Origin of the sequence: Burkholderia sp. IO2 (genome assembly GCF_029522185.1) — a bacterium.
Taxonomy (GTDB): Bacteria; Pseudomonadota; Gammaproteobacteria; order Burkholderiales; family Burkholderiaceae; genus Burkholderia; species Burkholderia cenocepacia.
The window spans coordinates 1-20,081 of the sequence record NZ_JAKWFH010000062.1; the positions used below are offsets into that span (position 1 = coordinate 1).

A 20,081-nucleotide genomic window follows, 5' to 3' on the forward strand; every position below is an offset into this window, starting at 1 on the left:
TTGCCGAACTGCTCAAGCAACTCGGCCGGAATCGCCGGCAGAGCCGCCGGCTGGGCTTTCGGTTTGCGAGGCATAAATTCTCCTTGGGAGCATGTTATGCCTTAAACACAAAATTCCTGACAGGCCCGGTAAGGGCGCTGAATTGTGACCCCGAACATTTTGATTTAAATCAGTACCGGCCAGCCTCACGGACCCTGCAGTGACTCCAGCAGCCCCGTTCGTTTCTGCCGAAGCAGCAGGTAACGCATGCATGCGGTGAATGCGAGCGCTCCAGCGCCCGGCGGCGAGTGCACTGCTCGACAACGTGTCCCCGACGACTTCGATTTTACGCAACATACGTGTGCTCTTCGAAATACGGCGTCGGCGCGGCGCGCGTCGGCCTCTCTCAGATTTGTTCGGATGATTGGCGGGGATTCTATCAAGTTGAGCGGTTCGCGCCCGGCAACAACGGCGCGTAGAGGCGTCCGGCGCGGTCGGCCTCGTCCTTCGCCGCGCTCCACGTTGATCGACGTTTATGGGGGATGTAGGTAGGTGGCCCGATACCGGTCCAGAGAGGGCCAGATCGCCACGAGCGCGGGAGATTCAGCGCGAGCGTGCGCCACTTGGCGAGCACGGCCGTGAACGCGCCTTCGCGCTTGGCTCGGCGGATTTTGTCCGCGACGTTCCAGCCGCGAATGACTAGATTTTACATAATGCTGACTATCGCCAAATTGGGGTCGAAATCGACAACCTCCATCTTCAGTATCACGTCGTGTGCAACGTAATGCTCCCGGCGTGGCGGCGACCAGCCGAGGACGGTTTCCAGCGGATCCGCGCGCAGCGTTAGAATAGCGCCCCTTCTCACAGGAGACGAAAATGTCCTGGTTCGTTTACGAAGTGCCCGAATACCACGAAGACGCTGCGCGCATCGAGCCCTTGAGCGAGCTGCGCAGCCGTGTGCTGAAAGTCAACGGCCCGGCCATGGCCGACGAGCTGGAAAGCGTTCGCGAGAACGCCGCGGCGGCAGCGGACACGCCCGAGCGCCCGTTGCGTACGCCGGAAAATCCGCATGTTTTCCCGATTCCTTACGCCGATTCCATGATTCTGGTCGGCTTCATCTTCGATCTGAAGCGCGAATTCCGGCAACTGATCGTGTCGCCCGTGGAAATGCCCTGGCTGAAAGACGCGTAAAAGGCGGCCGGAACGGAAGTTAGCGTTCGAGCGATCGTGATAAGCAGGATGACATAACACTGACGGCAAACGGCGGTTTGAAAAAAGCCCGCCACGCGTGATGGTCGCGACACACCCGCGCCGTCTTCGCGTCGGACGCGCATCGTCGATCGGCCCGAGGAAGTCGCGGACGTCACACCGTCAGAAATTGCGCGCCAGGCCGACCATGAACATGTCCTGGTCCTTGTTGTTACCGGTTGCGACGCGATTGAAGCGCAAGCTCGCCGCCCAATCGTTCGTGACCTGATAGGTCACCAGCGCGCTGAGCAACGCATTGAGCCTCGTTTTGCGCGAGACCTCGTCCCGGTCATGCGACAGATACGGACCGACACCGGCCGAAAGCGTCCATTTGCTCTTGATCGGCGCGACGTACCAGAATTGCGCGGCCACGCCCCTTCGGCCCGCGACGCCATTGTTGCCTTCGTACACGAAGCTCGCCGAATAGGCCCACGCATTGCCGAACGGTCGTTTGACTTCGATCATGTAGCCCTTTTCGATCGGTACTTGGGGGCGGTTCGTCTGCGACGTCCCGGCCCAAACGCTCACCTGCGTCTTGCCGTCCGACAGCGCCGGGCGAGGATCGCCGCCAAAATCCGAGCCGATGCCGAACAGCACCGCGTCGGAATTGAATCCGCTGAACATCTGGACGTGGTTGTACTGCAGCTTGAGGAAGAAGCGATTGGGCACGAGGTAATACCGCACCGCTGCCGACGCACGCACACCCCAGCGCTTTTCGTTGCGCGCCTGATTGTCGACATGCGTGGTGTCCATGCTGAAATACGGCCCGGCCGACAGTTCGAGCGTCACGCGACTGCCGACCGGCCAACGAAACGAGCCCAGCGCGGCGAAGCCGTCACGGTGGTGATCCAGCGGATGCCCCTCGTTCAGATACGCGAGGTAGACCGACAGGTAGTCGTTCAGGACGTCGCCGAAGCCGACTTCGTAGGCGCGCCAATGCATGTCGCCCCCCTCGGTCGCGCGTCCGTCGCCATACACCGCATAGGCGTTGATCGTTCTTTCCGATGGCTTGAAGTCGATCGGCAAGCTCGACGCACTGTCCTCGGCATGCGCGTTGCCCGGGCCAGCAAGCATGGCCAGACCGGCGATCGAACTCGTGAGGATGACGCGCGAATAGATGCGACGGTACGGTCCCATTTGCCCTCCCTCGCCTTGATAACCGCGACTTCCCGGACAAGCTGATGGCGATTATAGGAGGCCGCGAGGGATGGAGCCAGCCCGCGCTCTTCCGCTGCGGTACGCGTCACGGCGCGGCGATCAACGCCTGGACCAGATTGGCGGCCATCGGGCGCCCGAGGCCGGTTACGTAGTCGTATCCGGTTGTCGCAGTGCAAAGCGCGCCGCATGCGCCGTTCGAACCGCTGACGATGTCGCGGAAGTTCGCCGCGTAGGCGCTGGCGGCGAGCCCGTACAGCACGGTCTGGAGCGCGCTCACCGCGTTCAGCGTCGTCTTGCCGTGCGCGATGCGCAAGCTGTTCGCGATCGCGATCAACGCGGACCATTGCGGTGCGCCCGCGCTCGTGCCGCCGACCACGAACCACCCGCCCTGCCCCGCATAGCCGTACGAATCGTAGACAGCGAAGCCGGATGCCGGATCTGCGTCATAGGCGACGTCGGGCAGCCCGCGCAAGCCGAGGCTATCCGACGGAATCCGGAAGTTCGACTGATACGTCGGCTCCGTCTCGACGGCGCTCTGTCCGCCGCCACTGCCGGCCCATGCCGTTTCGCCGGCATAGGCGCCGCTCGCATCGGTCGCGATCGACGTGCCGCCGACGCTCAGCACGTACGGCGACGCGGCCGGGTAGTCGATCCCGTTGCCGCCGTCGCCGGACGCTGCGACGAACGACACGCCGTTCGCGCTGGCGAACTGCCCGTCGAATTGCGTTTCGGCCAGGAACTCCCCGCTCCCCCAACTGATCGACACGACCTTCGCACCGACCCCGCCCGGGGCCGGACTCGTCGCGAGCGCGATCGCGCTCATCAGGTCATCGAGCGAGCTCGATGCGGCTTCGACCAGCACGATCCGCGCATTCGGTGCGATCGCGTGCGCCCACTGCACGTCGAGCGAACTCTCGAGCGCCCACAGTGCGTCGGGCGGCGGCGGACGCTTGTCGGCGGTCGCGTACACCTTCGTGAAGCAGCGCGGCGACGCGCACGGCGGCAGGCCGAACGTGCGGCTGAACGTTCGCAGATCCGCCACGACGTTCGGGTTGTCGTACGCATCGACGATCGCGACGACCTGATCGTCGCCACCGTAGCCGCGCGCCGGCAATTGATCGAACCCGTAGAAACGGCGGATCTGCTGCGGTGACAGGCCGGCCGGATTCCGTTTCGCGGCGCCGTGCAGATGGAGCGGCGGCCGTGCAAACCCGCGCGGCGCGCGCGGTGAGGACTGTGCGAACGACACGCCGCACAAGAGCGCGACGCTCGCCGAAACGACCAGCATTCGCAGCGCACGCGCAAACGAAGCTCGCTTCATGATGTTCCCCGTTGGTCAATGCGCCTTCGCGCTCGTGAACGACAGCGACTTGCCCGTGCCCGCGATCACCAGCCAGTTGACCGGATCGGTGCTCACGATCGTTGCGCTTCCGCTTTTCACGCTCGGCATCTGGTACGTGCTCTTCGGCAGCAGCCAGGTCATGTCCTGCAGGCTGCTCGGGTGCGTCGCGCTGAACGTCCAGCCGGTGCCGGTGTCGGTCGCCGTCCAGTTCACGAGCAGACGGCGCCGGTCGAACTGCGTGAGCTGATCCATCGTGAACCACTTGAACTGGCCGGTCTTCGCGAGCGACGCGGCACGGCTCAGGATTGTCGTGACGACGTTCGGATACCACGACGCGCCGAGTGGATGCATGTAGATCAGCCGGCTCGTGCGGTTCGCGACGACGAAATCCATCAGCGACAGATACCAGTTCTGCACGTCCGCGGTCGGTACCGCGAACTCCTGGAACTCCTCGAACGTCGCGTACTTGCCGAACGGCATCACCGGAAACGCCCAGATGCCGGGATTCAGCAGCGAACCGTTGCGATACGCACGCGTTTGCGCATTGCCGGTATGGCCGGTGAAGTAGTAGCCGGAGTAACCGTTCGATTCGAGCCAGTTCACCGCCCACGTCGGCGTATTGCCTTCCGGCGCCGCCCATTCGATGTCCGGCTTGCCCGTCACCGACTGCACCGCATTGCGGTTCAGCACCAGGTACTGCGTGAACGTGCTCGCGTTGGTTTCGCTGGCGTTCGCCCCCCAGTAGTCGTGCGCCCAGCCGCCGTGGCTGCCGACGTTGTGGCCGCGCTTGAGCAGGAACGCGACCAGTTGCTTCGCCTGCGTGTTGTTCGTCAGGTTGATGCCGAGACCATCGCCGATCGTCACGTCGTCAGGGCCGGCCGTCATCACGATCGAATACGGGCCGTTGTTCCAGATACCGTAATTCTTCAGATACTGCGCCGGCTGGATCTGGTCCTCCGCGCAGAAGTGCCAGTTCAGGACCATCCCGGCCTGGGCACGCGGCTGCAGCGACAGGCGCGGCATCGACAGGACGTTCGTCGTGAAGTAACGCAGGAAGCCGTGGATCGGCATGCTGTCGGTTTGTCCGTCGAGATACGCGAGCGGCAGGTTGACGAACATCACGCCGCCGTTTCCATACGCCTGATAGCCGGCGACGAGCCCGAAATTCGGCGACGTCAGCAGCGTCGTGCCGGTATACGTGCCTTGCGTGACGTAGCTCGGATAGGTGAGGAAACCGTAGACGTAGCCGGAGATTCCTTCGAGCACGTCGGTCGTCGCGGCAGGCGACGTGCTCGCGAACGACGTCGCGCCACTCATCGACATCGATGTCGATGCCGACGACGGCCTCGTCGAGCTCGGCCAGTACGATCCGGAGCCGACCCTTGCGCCGGTCGACACGCGCCCGAGATTCAGCGGCACGCCGGTCATGCGTCCGTTCACCGTCTTGTACGTGAAGTACGCCTGATGGTTGTAACCGGCAAGCCCGCCGGGGTTCGACGTGCTCGGCTGCAGGTAGAGCGGCGGATTCGTCGTCGAGCCGGTCGACGTACTCGACAGGGTGGTGGCCGACGCGGTCGCGGCCGCCGTCGTGCCCGGCCATGTCATCGACTTTCCGGGCGGAATCTGCAGCGCGCGCAACGTGCTGCCCATCCCGGTCACGCTGCCGAGGCCGATCATGTTCCCGCCGAGCGTATCGTAGAGCACGTAGTTGACGCCGGCCATCGAGCTGAAGCGCGATTGCCCGGCCGGATAGAAGCCTGCCGCGTTCAGTACGCCGAAATCATAGACGAGCATCACGCGCCCGCCGTTCAACGCGTAGGTCTGGATGGCGCTCACGAGCGTATCGTCGGCGACCGTATGCACCTGGTCGGGCAGGATGAGGCCCTGGTACTGCTGCAGCGACGTGCCGCCCTGCTTGAATTGCGTGTCGCTGATCAGCGCGATCTGCAGCCCCTCTTCCGCCGCCGAATCGAGCCACGCGGACACCCGCGGGTCCGGCAGCGTGAAGTTGTCCGGCAGCAGCAACAGCAACTGGTTCGACAGTGCGCTCGCCCGCCCGGGTGCCAGCGTCATCAGGCAAACGGAGAAGACGATCAGCACGGCTCGTAGGGTCCGGATTGACTTGGCCAACATTTTTATCTCCCCGTAGAAGGTGGGACGACCGCCGATGCTCGACGCGTCACGGCCCGCGCGTCCCGCTCATCGTCAGCGGGCGGTCTGCGTCGGTCGGGTGGCGCCGTCGGCTGGCGGCGAAGCACGAACGTGCCGTGTTGTCGGACACCCCGCGACGCATGCGCGTCGAATGGTCGGACGATCACGGGTGCTCGGCGGCTATCGTTCCCACTACGACCGGTGAAGCGAACAACGTGCCAGTCTCGCAACCGCGCCGTCGGGCCGGCCATGGGCAAGGTCGAGCATCCGGGACGCGAAAATCGAGCGCAAAACGTTGCAGCGTCGATACGGCGCATGTCGCGCGTAATGGAGCGAAGCCGGCGGCCGCGGGCGAGATGGACGATGTGACGCTATTTGGCGCTGTGTCGGCCGGGGCTCGCGCTCGCTGCCGGCCGCGTCGGGCATCGGCAAGCGCGCCGGGCATCAACGGAAAATGATTCTGCCGTGCAACACCGGCGTGGCCCGCGCCTTGCTCGCCTGAACGGTGCGCAACATTCCAGGTTGCGATCAGGAGAGCGAGATGACACGTGAACAGCAACAGACAGGCAAGCAAACCGGCGACGCGAAGCCCGCGGAGAAGCCCGACGACGGGCAGCGAACCTTCGAAACCGATATTTCCGAAACCGGCGACGACGGCACCACGGTGCGCCAGGCGGAGGTTCACGAGGACGACCTGTCCGAGACGAAACCTCCGTCCGATCCGGCTCGCTGAGTGTCCGGAAGCGGCGCGGCCAGCGGGATCACCGCCGGCCGCGCGGCACACCGCGCCGCGCCATCGCTGCCGCGCGAACGACGCAATCCGCCGGCTACCGGCGGAATCATGCAAAATGCTCCGCATCTGAAATCCGAGTGGCGGAGCGTGACCCCGTGGGCATCAATTTCGATTTGACGGACTTGCAGGCGTTTCGCGCGGTCGTGGAAACGGGCAGTTTCCGAAAGGCCGCCGATGCGATCAGCCTGTCCCAGCCCGCATTGAGCCGCCGGATCGACAAGCTCGAGGACGCGCTCGGCGTGCGGCTCTTCGAGCGCACCACGCGCCGCGTGACCCTCACCACCGTCGGCCGCGTGTTCGCCCAGAGCGCCGAACAACTGCTCGACGATCTCGACGCCGCGCTGCTCGGCATCCGCGACGTGTCATCGAGCCGCCTCGGCCATGTGACGATCGCCTGCGTGCCGTCGGTCGCCTACTACTTCCTGCCGCCCATCATCGCCCGCTATCATCAGCGTTTTCCGCGCATCCGCGTGAAACTGCTCGACGCCAGCGCGAACGAGGTGCTCGGCGCGGTGATCAGCGGCGAGGCGGATTTCGGCGTGAGCTTCATCGGCAGCCAGGAGGCGGAGATCGAGTTCAAGGTGTTGCTCCAGGAACGGTTCGTCGCCGCCTGCCGCCGCGACCATCCGCTCGCGCGCAAGAAGCGCGTGACCTGGAACGAACTCTACGCGCACGATTACGTATCGGTGGACAAGACGTCCGGTAACCGCCTGCTGCTCGACCAGGCGCTGGCGGCCGTCGCGCCGCGCACGCCGAGCGTCTGCGAGACGCGCCACGTCACGACCCTGCTCGGGCTGATCGAGGCGGGGCTCGGCGTCGCCGCGGTGCCGTCGATGGCGATGCCGGGGCACGACCACCCTGTCATCACGAGCGTGCCGCTCGTCGAACCGGTCGTCAAACGGCGCGTGGGCATCGTCAAGCGGCGCGGGCGCGCGCTGACGCCCGCCGCCGAGGCATTTCACCGGATGGTCGTCGACGCGAAGCGCGGCAGCACCGCCGACAGCGGTACATCGGCATGACGGCGCCGGAACGGAAACGAAGGACGACCGCATCGTGAGGCGGGCCCGGCTGCTCAAATCGCTGTACGTGCAGGTCCTGCTCGCGATGATGCTCGGCATGGGCATCGGCCACGTGTGGCCGGCGGCGGGCGCGATGCTCAAGCCGCTCAGCGACGCGTTCGTCGCGCTGGTGAAGATGACCATCGCGCCGATCGTCTTCTGCACGATCGTGTCGGGCATCACGTCGCTGTCGAACGGGCAGGCCATCGGCCGCACGATCGTGCGGGCGCTCGCGCTCTTCTATCTATTGACCGCCGCCGCGCTCGCGCTCGGGCTCGTCACCGCGTACGTGCTGCAACCGGGCGCCGGCATGCACATCGATGTCCATCACCTCGATGCGAGCCTCCTCGCCCCGTATGTGAAGCATGCGGCGCCGCCCGGGCTCGTGGCGTTCGCGCTCGGCGTGATCCCGGACACGATGCTCGGCGCGTTCGCGAACGGCGAAGTGTTGCCGGTGTTGCTGCTGTCGCTGTTGTTCGGCTTCTCGCTGAACGCGCACCCGCGGGCCGGCCGGCCCGTTCTCGCGCTGCTCGACGGCTTCGCCGAGGTCGTCTTTCGCGTGCTCGCGATGATCATGCGGCTCGCGCCGCTCGGCGCATTCGGTGCGATGGCCTTCACGGTTGGCCGCTTCGGCATCGGCTCGGTCGGCTCGCTGGCGAAGCTGATGATGGCCTTCTACGTGGCCTGCGTGCTGTTCGTCGCGGGCGTGCTCGCACCACTCGCGCGACTGCACGGCTTCGCGCTGTGGCGGCTGTTGCGCTACCTGCGCGAAGAGTTGCTCATCGTCCTCGCGACCTCGTCCACGGAGCCGGTCCTGCCGCGCCTGATCGTCAAGCTGGAAGCGCTCGGCTGCGACAAGGGCGTCGTCGGCCTCGTGCTGCCGGCCGGCTATTCGTTCAATCTGGACGGTACCGCGATCTACCTGACGCTCGCGGCGTTGTTCATCGCGCAGGCGTGCGACGTTCCCCTTTCCGCGTCGCAGATCGCGACGATGCTCGCGATCATGCTGCTCACGTCGAAGGGGGCGGCCGGCGTGTCCGGCAGCGGGCTCGTCGCGCTGGTCGCGACGCTCGCCGTGATGCCCGACCTGCCGGTCGCCGGCGTGGCGCTGCTGGTCGGGATCGACCGCTTCATGTCGGAGGCGCGCGCGCTGACCAGCGTGATCAGCAATGCGTGCGCGGTGATTTTCGTGTCGTCGTGGGAAGGGGCGTGCGATCGTGCGCGGCTTGTGCGGACGCTCGCGATGGCCGGGCCGGCCTCGCCGAACGGAGTCGATGAAGACGGTATCGCGGCCCATGCGGGCGGGGACGGGAAGGCACGCTGACCCAAGCCTTCCCGTCTCTCCGGCTCAATGAGCCGAAACCGAATCGAGCCCGGTCGATTTCACGTCGCCCTGCACGTCGGGCGATGCGAGATAGTCGAGCAACGCCTTCGCTTCCTGCGGATGCTGCGCGCCGACCGGAATGCCGGCGGCGAAGCGCGTGACGGATTGCAGCGATTCGGGAATCTTGCCGACGAAGGTCGCCCCCTTGACGGGCAGCAGCTCGCTGACCTGCTGGAAGCCGATTTCGTAGTCGCCGTTCGCGACCACCGACGCCACCGGAATCCGCGGGATCATCTTCGCCTTCGACTTCACCTGCTCGTCGATGCCGAGCTTCTTGAACAGTTCGCGCTCGATATACACGCCGCTCGCGCTGTCCGAATAGGCGATCGACTTCGCGTGCAGCAGCACCTGCTTGAGGCCTTCGGCCGTGCTGATGTCGGGCTTGGCCGCGCCGTCGCGCACGACCATGCCGATGCGCGAGTCGGCCAGATCGACGCGGGACCCCGGGATCACCTTGCCCTGCTTGATCAGATCGTCCAGCGCGTAGCCGACCATGATGACGGCGTCGGCGGGCTCGCCGCGCGCGAGCCGGTTCGGAATCGCTTCGGGCGACTTGCCCATCGACGGACCCAGCGCGGTGTCGAGCGTATTGCCGGTCGTCGACGCGAACCGGGGGCCGAGCACCTTGTAGGCGGCGGTGAAGCCGCCCGAGCTCATCACGTGCAGCTCGGCGGCCTGGACGTTGGCCGCCACCGCCGCGGTGGCGACGAGCGCGGTCGCGCAGCATTTCAGGAGCAGATTTCTCATGGTTGGTCGTGGTCGTACGAATGCGTGGGTGGGATGAACGTTCCGGCCGGGCCGGACATCAATGCGCCGGCGTCAACGTCGCGGCGTGCCGGCGATAGAGCGCGAACGTCGCCAGCAGCGCGCACACCGCGGCGAAGCTCATCCAGTAGCCCGGTGCGGCCTTGTCGCCGGTCATGTGAATGAGCCCGGTCGAGATGGCCGGCGTGAAGCCCCCGAACACGGCCGTCGCGAGGCTGTAGGCGAGCGAAAAGCCCGCGACCCGCACCTGCACCGGCATCACCTCCGTGAGCGCGACGACCATCGCACCGTTATAGATGCCGTACATGAACGAGAGCCAGAGCAGCACGAGCAGCATGTGGGCGAACGACGGCGCGTGCGCAAGGAACGACAGCGCCGGGTAGGCGGTCGCGACGGTGAGCATCGTCATGCCGACCAGCAGCGGCCGGCGGCCGATCCGGTCGGACAGCGCGCCGCCGATCGGCAGCCACACGAAGTTCGACACGCCGACGCAAAGCGTCACGAGCAGGCTGTCGGCGGTGCTCAGGTGCAGCACCGTCTTGCCGAAGGTCGGCGCGTAGACGGTGATCAGATAGAAGCTCGTGGTGGTCATCGCGACCAGCATCATGCCGGCGACCACGACGCCCCAGTTCTGGACCAGCGTACCGAACACTTCCTTCATGCCCGGACGATGCTTGCGTGCCTTGAATTCCTGGGTTTCCTCCAGGTTGCGGCGCAGCATGAAGATGAACGGCACGATCATGCAGCCGACGAAGAACGGCACGCGCCATCCCCAGGCGGCGATCTGCGATGCGCTCAGCCACTGATTGAGCGCGAAACCGAGGGCCGCCGCGATGACGATCGCCACCTGCTGGCTCGCCGATTGCCAGCTCGTGAAGAAGCCCTTGCGGCCAGGCGTCGCCAGCTCGGCCAGATAGACCGAGACGCCGCCCAGTTCGGCGCCTGCGGAGAAGCCCTGCAGCAGCCGGCCGATCAGCACGAGCACGGGCGCCAGCAGCCCGATCGTCGCGTAGCCCGGCACGAACGCGATCAGGATGGTGCCGCTCGCCATGATGGACAGCGTGACGATCAGGCCCTTGCGGCGGCCGACCTCGTCGATGTACGCGCCGAGCACGATCGCACCCAGCGGCCGCATCAGGAAGCCGGCGCCGAACACGGCGAAGGTCATCATCAACGACGCGAACTCGCTTTGCGCGGGGAAGAAGACGTTGGCGATCTGCGTGGCGTAGAAGCCGAACAGGAAGAAGTCGAACTGCTCGAGAAAGTTGCCGGCCGTGACGCGAAAGATCGCGGCGGCCTTCGAGCGTTCGGCCGGAAGGCTGGACGAGGGATGCATCGAGGGTGTCTCCTGAAAATCCTGGAATACGCGGGAGGGACTGGTCTGATTGTCGTTTTCCGGCATGTTGGCGCGGTATCGCTCAAACGATAAGTGCGATTTTTGGAACGATTGATGCAGTGTCGTTATCAATAGGCAAACGCTGCGCAGGTCCGGATGGCGATCGGGCATCTCGCTGCGAGGCCGCATACGTTTGCGTCGCCGTGCGATGCCGCCATCGTCGGCGGGCCACCACGCGTGGCCTCGATTTTTTGTTAACCGTGCCGTTAACGAGAATTTGACCCGCGCCGGCGCCATTGCAGCCGGCGTCCCAAACGAGCGCGAGCATGCCCGCATTCACTTCGATCGAGAAAATCGCCGACTGGGCCGGACGCAACCCGCTCGTCGTCGGTGCGTTGGGCACGCTGATGTCGCTCGCGGCGCTCGGGATCAGCGCGGTGACGCTGTGGGCCGCGCGCAGCGAGGTCGTCGAGCACGCGCACGAGACGTCGCGCAACGTCGCGGCCGTGCTGGCGAGCCAGATCTCGAGGACGGTCGAGACGTCGAACAACGCGCTGATCGCGCTGACCGTCGATCTCGGCAAGCCGTCCGTACAGCGCATGGACGCCGGATTGCGGCACGACCTGCTGTTCGAGCGCACCGCGGCGCAGTACGTGACCGGCATGGGCGTGACCGACCGGCACGGCCGGTTGATCGACGGCTGCTGCAGCGCGACCCATCGCTGGGACTTCAGCGATCGCGATTACTTCAAGGTCCATCGCGATGCGGACAATCTCGGTCTCTACGTCTCCCAGCCCTATCGCGCGCGCTCGCGCGGCGACAAGGAGTCCATCGCGCTGTCGCGGCGCATCGAGCGGCCGGATCACGGGTTCGACGGGATCGCGGTCGTCGCCATCGATCTCGCCTATTTCGAGCAGCTTCTGTCCCGCCTCGATGTCGGGCCGAACGGGGTCAGCGCGATCGTGCGCGCGGACGGCACGATCCTCGCGAGAAACCCGTCGTTGAACGACGGCCAGATGAGCCGCCTGCGTCGTTCGACATCCTTCAAGCGGATGGTGAACAGCGAATCGGGCTTCTATCCCGCGCGATCGAGCATCGACGGCACCATGCGGTTGTATACCTACCAGCGGATACCGGGCACCCCGCTGATCGCGGTCGTCGCGCCGGCCGAAAGCGACGTGCTGGCCGGCATCCGGCGCCTGTCGTGGACGGTCGGCGTGTCGGCATCCGTGATCGGCGCATCGTTCTGCGCGGTGGTCTGGCTGCTGGCCTTCGCATTGCGGGACAACTTCCGCAAGCAGACGCTGCTGACCGACCTCACCCGCACCGATCCGCTGACCGGGCTGCACAATCGCCGCGCGCTCGATACCGCGCTGGCCGACGAATGGGAACGGCTGCAGCGCGGCAGCGGCGGCAGCCTCTCGGTGCTGTTCATCGACGCCGATCACTTCAAGCAGTACAACGACCGGCACGGGCACGCGCTGGGCGACACGGCGCTGCGCTTTCTCGCCGAATGCATCCGCGCGCATACGCGGCGGCGCGGCGACCTCGCCGCGCGCTATGGCGGCGAGGAGTTCGTCGCGGTGTTGCCGGATACCGATGAAAACGGGGCCGCGCGGGTCGCCGACGCGATTCGCCGCGAAGTCGAACGCAACCGGCTCGACGGGTTTGCGGAAACGGTTCCGCCCTTCACCGTCAGCATCGGCTGCGCGACCAGCCGGCGCGCACGGCATGCGTCGGTGCATGCGCTGACGCACGACGCGGACATGGCGCTCTACCGAGCGAAGCGCGAAGGAAGGAATCGTGTGCGTCGCGCGCAGGCGGAGCCGGTCGCGCAGCCGGCGTGAAGCGGGGAAAAGGCATCGGCGCGTGGCGTTCGCCCGGCGGTGCGCCGCGACCAGACGACGCCCGACAGACCAGCCGTCAACCGGCCCTCCCCCCGCCCCGACGCATCACGACGAGCGCATGAAGTAATGCTGCGCCAGCTCGACCCAGTACCGGACCCCGGCCGGAATGATGTCGTCGTTGAAGTCGTATTTCGGATGATGCAGCGACGGTGCCGTCGCGCCGTCCTGCGCATTGCCGATCAGCACGTACGCGCCCGGCCGCTCCTCCAGCATGAAGCCGAAGTCTTCGGACGTCATGTTCGGCGGCACGTCGCGGGACAGGCGTTCGTCGCCGAACGTCGCGCGAATCACCGCTTCGCACAGCGCCGTCTCGGCCGGCGTATTGACCGTCGCCGGATAGTACTGAAAAAACTCGACGTCGACCTGCGCACCATACGCATGCGCCAACCCCTCGCACGCAAGCCGCACGTCGCGCTGCAACTGCTGCTGCAATGCCGACGACAACGTGCGAATCGTGCCGCGCAGCTCGGCGGTGTCGGGAATCACGTTGTCGGTCGTGCCCGCATGGAACATGCAGACGGAAATGACCGCGGGGTCCACCGGGTCCTTGTGCCGCGCGGCGATGGTCTGACACTGCAGCACCATCGAGCACGCGAGCGGCACCGGATCGATGCCCAGATGCGGCTGTGCCGCGTGCGCGCCCTTGCCCGTCACCGTGATCCTGAAGCGCGAGCCGGCGGCCATGATCGGGCCGGTACGCAATCCGAAATGCCCGGCCGGCAACCCGGGCCAGTTGTGCATGCCGAATACCGCTTCCGTCGGGTATCGCTCGAACAGCCCGTCGTCGATCATCCTGCGCGCGCCCGCGCCGCCCTCTTCGCCCGGCTGAAACACGAAATGGACGGTGCCGGGCAACTGCGGCATTGCCTTCAGCACGCGCGCGGCGCCGAGCAACATCACGGTATGGCCGTCATGGCCGCACGCGTGCATGATTCCGTGCGTGCACGATGCATGCGCGAAGTCGTTGGCTTCGTGGATCGGCAATGCGTCCAGATCGGCGCGCAGCACGATGCCGCGGCCCGGGTCCGTGCCGGGCAGGCTCGCCACCACGCCCGTGCCGCCCAGCCCGCGCGACACCGCATAGCCGAGCGCCTCGAGCTCGCGGGCGACGACGTCGGCGGTCCGGTGTTCTTCGAATCGCAACTCGGGATGCGCATGCAGGTCGCGGCGCAGCTTTGCCCAGTGCGCGTGATGCGCGTGCAGCGACGGGACGGGAGTGACGGGGTTGTCCAATTTAGGCACCTTCGGAAAGTAGCGGGCTTGCAGCCGTCATGCCGGCGCGTGTCGCGCGCGGCGGCTGGGTCAGTCGTAACAGCCGACGATCGACTTGATCTCCATGTATTCCTCCATCCCTTCGATCCCGTACTCGCGGCCGTTGCCCGACTGCTTGTACCCGCCGAACGGCGCCTGCGGATCCCAGGCCGGGTAGTTCAGATGCACCTGCCCCGCCCGGATGCGGGCGGCCACCGCGCGGACGTGTTCCTTGTCGGTGCCTTGCACGTGCGCGCCCAGCCCGTAGACCGTGTCGTTCGCGATGGCGACCGCTTCGTCGACGGTGTCGTAAGGCAGGATCGCGAGCACCGGGCCGAAGATCTCCTGCTGCGCGATCGCCATGTCGGTGCGCACGTCGGAGAAAATCGTCGGCCGCGCATAAAAGCCGCGGTCGAGCCCCGCGGGTCGGCCGGGGCCGCCGGCGATCAGTTTCGCGCGTTCGTCGATGCCCACGTCGATCATCTGTGCAACGCGGCCGAACTGCGCGCGATTGGCCAGCGGCCCGTGCGTGGTTGCGTCGTCGAACGGATCGCCGACGACGAGTCCCTGCATCGCCGCAACGGCCAGCGCCTCCACCGCGCCGAGCACGGCGCGCGGCACGATCATGCGGGTCGGCGCGCTGCACGACTGCCCCATGTTGCGGAACGCGGCGGCCACGCCGGGCGGGATCGCGCGCGACAGGTCCGCATCCGGCAACACGATATTCGGCGACTTGCCGCCCAGCTCCTGCGCGACGCGCTTGACGGTGGTGGCGGCCGCCTGCGCCACCAGCACGCCGGCCCGCGTCGATCCGGTGATCGACACCATGTCGACCTCCGGGTGCGACGCAAGCGCGGCCCCCACGGTTTCGCCGCTGCCGCTCACGAGATTGAAGACGCCGGCGGGCACGCCCGCATCGGCAATCACTTCCGCGAACAGCAGCGCGCTGAGCGGCGACAGCTCGCTCGGCTTGAGCACGACCGTGCAGCCGGCTGCGAGCGCCGGCCCGACCTTCGCGGTGATCTGGTAGATCGGCCAGTTCCACGGCGTGATCAGCGCGCACACGCCGATCGGCTCGCGGGCGACCGCGGTCGTCCCGCGCCGCTCGACGAACGGGTAGCGCGCGAGGTTGTCGCGTGCGACCCGGATATGTTCGGCCGCGAGCGGCACGTGCGCGGCGCGCGCATAGCCGAGCGGCGCACCCATCTCCAGCGCGAGTGCCGTGGCGAACAACTCGGCGCGTTCCAGCATCAACGCATGGATGCGATCGAGCAGCGCGGCGCGTTCCTGCGGTGAAGTCGCGGACCAGCGTTCGAACGCGTGGCGCGCGGCCTGCACCGCGCGATCGGCGTCATGTGCGTTCCCGAGCGGGATCTCGCACAGCGTGTCTTCCGTGGACGGGCTGACGATCGCGAACCGGTCACGGCCGTCGGGCATGACCCAGTCGCCGTCGATGAAGAACCGATCCAGCCTTCCGGCTTGCATCAGGCGATGAACTGGTGAATTGACGGGGGAATGCATGGCAGGAATATCCTTGAGTCGATACCGTGCGTCGACGCACGGCGAAGGCCGTGATGAGCCGAAGCAGCGGCCGGAACGCGTCGCGGCCGCCCGCTAGAAATCCGCCACCTTGCCCCACGCGGATTCGGCGAACCGGCTGGGCCGATACGGCGCCGGATCGACGAGCGGTTGCGCACCGGTCGCGAGATCCGCGATCAGGTGCCCGGCGCCCGGGCCGATCCCGAAGCCGTGACCCGAAAAGCCCGCCGCGAGGATCAGCCCCGGCACGCCCGGCACTTCACCGATGCCCGGCACGCCGTCCGGCGTGCTGTCGACGAAGCCGGCCCACGCGTGCGTGATCTTCGCTTCGCGCAGCTCGGGCAACAGTTCGGCCGCGCGGCGGTAGGTTTCGGCGACCGTCGGCATGTCGGGCTTCGGATCCAGGATGCGCACCGCCTCCATCGGCGTCGGCGCGTCGAGGCGCCAGCGCTTCAGCGTTTCGTGGCCGCCGCGCACGCCTTCGAGACCGCCCGGCAGCAGGTTGCGCCAGCGTTTCGCGAACATCGGCACGAATTGCGGCGCGAAGCGCAGGAACTGCGGCGTCAGGTCCACGCGCGCGCGGCCGCTGATCGCCAATGCATAGCGTCCGTCGCTGCGTCGCGTCACGGACACGCCGGATGTGTACATCGCTTCCGGCAGCGGTGTTTCGACGGGTGACACGCTCAGGATCGACTGACGGATCGACGCCTGCGGAAACCGGATGCCGAGCTGCCGGCAGAACGACGACGCCCATGCGCCGCCGGCCATCACGACCGTGCGCGTCTTGATGACGCCGGCCTCGGTGACGACGCCGGCGACTCGGCCGCCCTCCAGCTCGATGCCGCGCGCCGCGCAGTGCTGGTGGACGCTGCCGCCCAGCTTGATCAGCGCGGCGGCCACGGCCGGCGCGGCCTTTCCGGGGTCGGCCGTGCCGTCGGTCGGCGAGAACACGCCGCCCTTCCACTGCCGCCCGGTCGCCCGTCCACGCTCGGCGGCCTGCTTGCTGTCGAGCATATACGTGGTCACGCCCGCGGTCTTCGCGAATTCGCCCCAGCTGGCCCAGCGGGACAGCTCGGCGTCGTCATTGCTCAGATACAGCAACCCGCAGCGATGAAAGCCCGTGTCTTCGCCGGATTCGGCGGCGAATCGTTCCCACAGATCGATGCTCTTGCTGGCCATCGGCAACTCGCGCGCGTCGCGGTTCTGCTGCCGGCACCAGCCCCAGTTGCGGCTCGACTGTTCGGCGCCGATGCGGCCCTTCTCGACGAGCGCGACCGATACGCCGCGGCGGGCCAGATAGTAGGCGGTGAAGACGCCGATGATGCCGCCGCCGATCACGACGACGTCGGCCGCGGCCGGCGGCGTGGACAAGGTTTCGATATGACGCAACGGAGGGGACATGTTCAGTCTCGCTCGACGGGGGCGTTGACGGTCTGCATCACGTAGAACTTCGCGACGCGTTCGCTGCTTTCCCACCCGATCGACGCGCCGCGCGGCACGAACAGCGCATCGCCGGCGCCGAGCGCCAGCACGCTGCCGTCGGGCGCGGCGAACCGTACGCCGCCGTCCAGCAGGAACATGAACTCGTTGGCGCGATGCGGCCGGACGATCCGGTGATACGGCGTCGAATCCCACGTGCCCGCGCAGTACCCGGCTGCGTCGTCGGTGAACACGTTGTCGCTGCGGCATTGCGGCGCCGGGCCGAGCAGCACCTCGGCCGGCAGCGTCGCGGACGGCTTGAAGTCCGCGTCGGCGTACAGCGCGAAGAGACCTTGCTTCGTCGGTGTCTCGCACGCCGCCGCGCAGAACGTCAGCCGCACGGGCGCTTGCGCGGCGATGCGCAGCGCGGTGCCGCAGCCGATGACGGCACCCTGTCGCGGACCGAGCACCAGCGGCGCGGCGCCGGCCGCTTCGAGCGTCAACTCGCCTTCGACGACGACGAGGGTTTCGACGTGCGGAAAGCTCGCCACGTCCAGCGCGCCCACGAAGGCGATGCGCCCGGCGGCCATCGCGTCGGGGCCTTCCCACGCAATCTCGCGATGCGCCGCGAACGGATCGCTCGCGCCGAACCCCTGCTGGCGGAAGGCGGTGGAAGACGGTGCGCCGTCGGCCCGGTGCAACACGAAAACTGCGGTCATTTCTGCTCCTGTGCAATGCGTGGCGACCTGGTTCGAAGCCGTCACGCGATATCGGAAATCGTCGTTCGCCGGCGCTCCTGCCGGAACGCCTCGGCGGCGCATGTCGTCCATGCGTGCGCCTATGCCGCGTGACACGACGCTTCGCGGCGTTCGCCGCGCACGCGCGTCGATGGCGCTCGCACCGGCGCGCCGGCCGTTCGGGCGACCACGTAGTCGCGCGGCGTGATCCCGAGCACGCGCCGGAAATGCCGGCACAGGTGGCTCTGATCGAAGAAGCCGACGTCGGTCGCGACGATCGACGGCGCGAGACCCGCGCGCAGCAGGTCCTGCGCCCGCCGCACTCGCACGAGACACAGATACCGGTGCGGCGACAGACCGGTTTCGCTGCGAAAGCGCGCGGTGAAACGCGACACGCTCAACCCGGCCACCGCCGCGAGCGTGTCGAGGTTCAGCGGCTGCGCGAACGACGCGTCGATCGTGCGCAGCACGTCGCCGATCGCCGGCGACACGGGCCGCGCGACACGCGGCGAGCCCACGAATTGCACTGTCATGTCGAATTCTCCCGGCGCTCGCTTCAATGCAGGAAATCCTGCATCCGGTAATACGCGCCGACGAGCGGCAGGAACCACGCGTGCCCGAAATGGCCGGGTATCGCCGGCCAGTCGAGTGCGCGCCACGGGTTCGACGCGGCCGCGCCATACAGCACGTCGGCCATCACGCGGCCCATGTGCACCGACATCTGCACGCCGTGCCCGCTGTAGCCCATCGAGTAATAGAGCCCGTCGTGCTGGCCCGCGCGCGGCAGCCGGTCGGCGGTGATGTCGACCAGCCCGCCCCAGCAATAGTCGAGCCGCACGCCGGCCAGCTCGGGGAAATAGCCGGCCATGCCGGCGCGCAGGATGTCGCCGCTCTTCGCGTCGGAGCGCGGGCTCGACATCGCGAAACGCGCGCGGCCACCGAACAGCAGCCGGTTGTCGGGCGTCACGCGAAAATAGTTGCCGATCTGGCGCGACGTCACGTACGCACGGCGCTGCGGAAACAGCCGGTTCAACTGCGCGTCGGGCAGCGGCTCGGTCACGACGATGAAGCTGCCGACCGGCGCGATGCGTCGCCGGAACCATGCGAACGGCCCGTGCTGCGACGCGCCGGTCGCGACCAGCACGCGATCGGCGACGATCGTGCCGCGCGTGCAGGTGATCCGGTGGCGCTCGCCGTCCAGCCGGTCGAGCCGTGTGACGGCCGCTTGCTCGTACACGCGTGCGCCGGCCCGCACGGCCGCTTGCGCGAGCCCGACGCCGAACTTGCCCATGTGCATCTGCGCGCCGTTGCGCTGCAGGAGCCCGCCGTAAAAGCCGTCGGACGCGATTTCATCGCGGATCCGCGACGGCTCGATCAGCTCGATGTCCGGATCGACGTCGCGCCGCAACGCATTGAAGGTCTTTTCGAGCCCCGCGAAATGCTGCGGTTTCGCGGCGAGCTTCAGCTTGCCCGTTCGCCGGAAATCGCAGTCGATCGCCTGTTCGGTGACGATCGTCTCGACGCTCTTCACCGCGCTTTCGTACGCGAGATAAAACTGCTTCGCCTGCGCGGCGCCGATGCGCGCAGCCAGCGACGCGTAGTCCTGCGCGACGCCCGTATTGCACTGGCCGCCGTTGCGGCCGGACGCTTCGCTCGCGACCTGCACGGCTTCGAGCACGACCACCGAGACGCCGCGCTGCGCGAGCGCGAGCGCCGCCGACAAGCCGGTGAAACCGCCACCGATGACGACCACGTCGGCCCGCCCTTCGACGGGCCCGACGCTGCCCGCGCGAAACGCGGGACGGGTATCCAGCCAGTACGATTCCAGTTTCATCGGATTCTTCTCGAGCATTCCCGCAACGACGATCGGCGACCGTTCAATGCGAATCATTTAATCACCGTCAAAAACCGCAGTTGCCGCGTATTCGCGCGCGGCACGCGTACAAATCGCCGTTTTGCGCGACCGCCGCAGCAGACTATGCGGCGGGCCGTTCACCGCGCCGCGCGACGCACG

The 20,081-nt window shown here is 67.0% G+C and carries 17 protein-coding genes; 6 read left to right on the forward strand and 11 right to left on the reverse strand.

Annotated features, from left to right (window positions below):
* A partial coding sequence (locus MMB92_RS29565; protein ID WP_212067060.1) for a hypothetical protein occupies window positions 1-203 on the forward strand: 203 nt, incomplete at its 5' end.
* 652 nt (window positions 204-855) lie between these two features.
* On the forward strand, window positions 856-1,170 hold the full coding sequence (locus tag MMB92_RS29570; protein WP_006481895.1) for a hypothetical protein: 315 nt from the start codon (window positions 856-858) through the stop codon (window positions 1,168-1,170).
* Window positions 1,171-1,350: 180 nt separating this feature from the next.
* On the opposite strand, the gene MMB92_RS29575 is transcribed toward MMB92_RS29570, so the two are convergent.
* The 3 genes from MMB92_RS29575 to MMB92_RS29585 all read right to left on the reverse strand — a co-directional run bounded on the left by MMB92_RS29575 (window position 1,351) and on the right by MMB92_RS29585 (window position 5,860).
* Entirely contained in the window at window positions 1,351-2,364 is a 1,014-nt protein-coding gene (locus tag MMB92_RS29575) for a hypothetical protein (protein WP_277563129.1), read from the reverse strand.
* A gap of 106 nt (window positions 2,365-2,470) precedes the next feature.
* Window positions 2,471-3,706: a S53 family peptidase gene (locus MMB92_RS29580; RefSeq protein ID WP_077057002.1), complete on the reverse strand. Its 1,236-nt coding sequence runs from the start codon at window positions 3,704-3,706 to the stop codon at window positions 2,471-2,473.
* A gap of 15 nt (window positions 3,707-3,721) precedes the next feature.
* Window positions 3,722-5,860, reverse strand: coding sequence for a polysaccharide deacetylase family protein (locus tag MMB92_RS29585; RefSeq protein WP_205670761.1), 2,139 nt, complete (start codon window positions 5,858-5,860; stop codon window positions 3,722-3,724).
* Between the two features lie 559 nt (window positions 5,861-6,419).
* Here MMB92_RS29585 and MMB92_RS29590 point away from each other — a divergent pair.
* The 3 genes from MMB92_RS29590 to dctA all read left to right on the forward strand — a co-directional run bounded on the left by MMB92_RS29590 (window position 6,420) and on the right by dctA (window position 9,053).
* Window positions 6,420-6,611 carry a hypothetical protein gene (locus MMB92_RS29590; RefSeq protein WP_006481878.1) on the forward strand — a complete coding sequence of 64 codons (192 nt, stop codon included), beginning with the start codon at window positions 6,420-6,422 and terminating at the stop codon, window positions 6,609-6,611.
* 155 nt (window positions 6,612-6,766) lie between these two features.
* Window positions 6,767-7,690 (forward strand): LysR family transcriptional regulator, encoded by a 924-nt coding sequence (locus MMB92_RS29595; RefSeq protein WP_006481880.1) that lies wholly within the window; start codon window positions 6,767-6,769, stop codon window positions 7,688-7,690.
* A 34-nt stretch (window positions 7,691-7,724) separates the two neighbouring features.
* Complete coding sequence (dctA, locus tag MMB92_RS29600; protein ID WP_277563130.1) at window positions 7,725-9,053, forward strand: C4-dicarboxylate transporter DctA; 1,329 nt, start codon at window positions 7,725-7,727, stop codon at window positions 9,051-9,053.
* Between the two features lie 24 nt (window positions 9,054-9,077).
* Here dctA and MMB92_RS29605 read toward each other — a convergent pair whose 3' ends face one another.
* Window positions 9,078-9,860, reverse strand: a complete 783-nt coding sequence (locus MMB92_RS29605) for a substrate-binding domain-containing protein (RefSeq protein ID WP_006481888.1) — start codon at window positions 9,858-9,860, stop codon at window positions 9,078-9,080.
* Window positions 9,861-9,918: 58 nt separating this feature from the next.
* On the reverse strand, window positions 9,919-11,214 hold the full coding sequence (locus MMB92_RS29610) for an MFS transporter (RefSeq protein ID WP_006481900.1): 1,296 nt from the start codon (window positions 11,212-11,214) through the stop codon (window positions 9,919-9,921).
* Window positions 11,215-11,540: 326 nt separating this feature from the next.
* Between MMB92_RS29610 and MMB92_RS29615 the strand changes: the two genes are divergently transcribed.
* Window positions 11,541-13,061, forward strand: a complete 1,521-nt coding sequence (locus tag MMB92_RS29615) for a GGDEF domain-containing protein (protein WP_034203518.1) — start codon at window positions 11,541-11,543, stop codon at window positions 13,059-13,061.
* Window positions 13,062-13,166: 105 nt separating this feature from the next.
* On the opposite strand, the gene MMB92_RS29620 is transcribed toward MMB92_RS29615, so the two are convergent.
* The 6 genes from MMB92_RS29620 to MMB92_RS29645 all read right to left on the reverse strand — a co-directional run bounded on the left by MMB92_RS29620 (window position 13,167) and on the right by MMB92_RS29645 (window position 19,958).
* Window positions 13,167-14,354 (reverse strand): M20 aminoacylase family protein, encoded by a 1,188-nt coding sequence (locus tag MMB92_RS29620; protein WP_006498169.1) that lies wholly within the window; start codon window positions 14,352-14,354, stop codon window positions 13,167-13,169.
* A 69-nt stretch (window positions 14,355-14,423) separates the two neighbouring features.
* On the reverse strand, window positions 14,424-15,893 hold the full coding sequence (locus MMB92_RS29625) for an aldehyde dehydrogenase family protein (protein WP_006481882.1): 1,470 nt from the start codon (window positions 15,891-15,893) through the stop codon (window positions 14,424-14,426).
* 93 nt (window positions 15,894-15,986) lie between these two features.
* Entirely contained in the window at window positions 15,987-17,312 is a 1,326-nt protein-coding gene (locus tag MMB92_RS29630; RefSeq protein ID WP_080322675.1) for an FAD-binding oxidoreductase, read from the reverse strand.
* A 2-nt stretch (window positions 17,313-17,314) separates the two neighbouring features.
* Window positions 17,315-18,049 carry a cupin domain-containing protein gene (locus MMB92_RS29635; RefSeq protein WP_012493729.1) on the reverse strand — a complete coding sequence of 245 codons (735 nt, stop codon included), beginning with the start codon at window positions 18,047-18,049 and terminating at the stop codon, window positions 17,315-17,317.
* 119 nt (window positions 18,050-18,168) lie between these two features.
* Window positions 18,169-18,600, reverse strand: coding sequence for an AraC family transcriptional regulator (locus MMB92_RS29640; protein WP_006481886.1), 432 nt, complete (start codon window positions 18,598-18,600; stop codon window positions 18,169-18,171).
* A gap of 23 nt (window positions 18,601-18,623) precedes the next feature.
* Window positions 18,624-19,958: an FAD-dependent oxidoreductase gene (locus tag MMB92_RS29645; protein ID WP_077189013.1), complete on the reverse strand. Its 1,335-nt coding sequence runs from the start codon at window positions 19,956-19,958 to the stop codon at window positions 18,624-18,626.
* Window positions 19,959-20,081 lie beyond the last annotated feature (123 nt).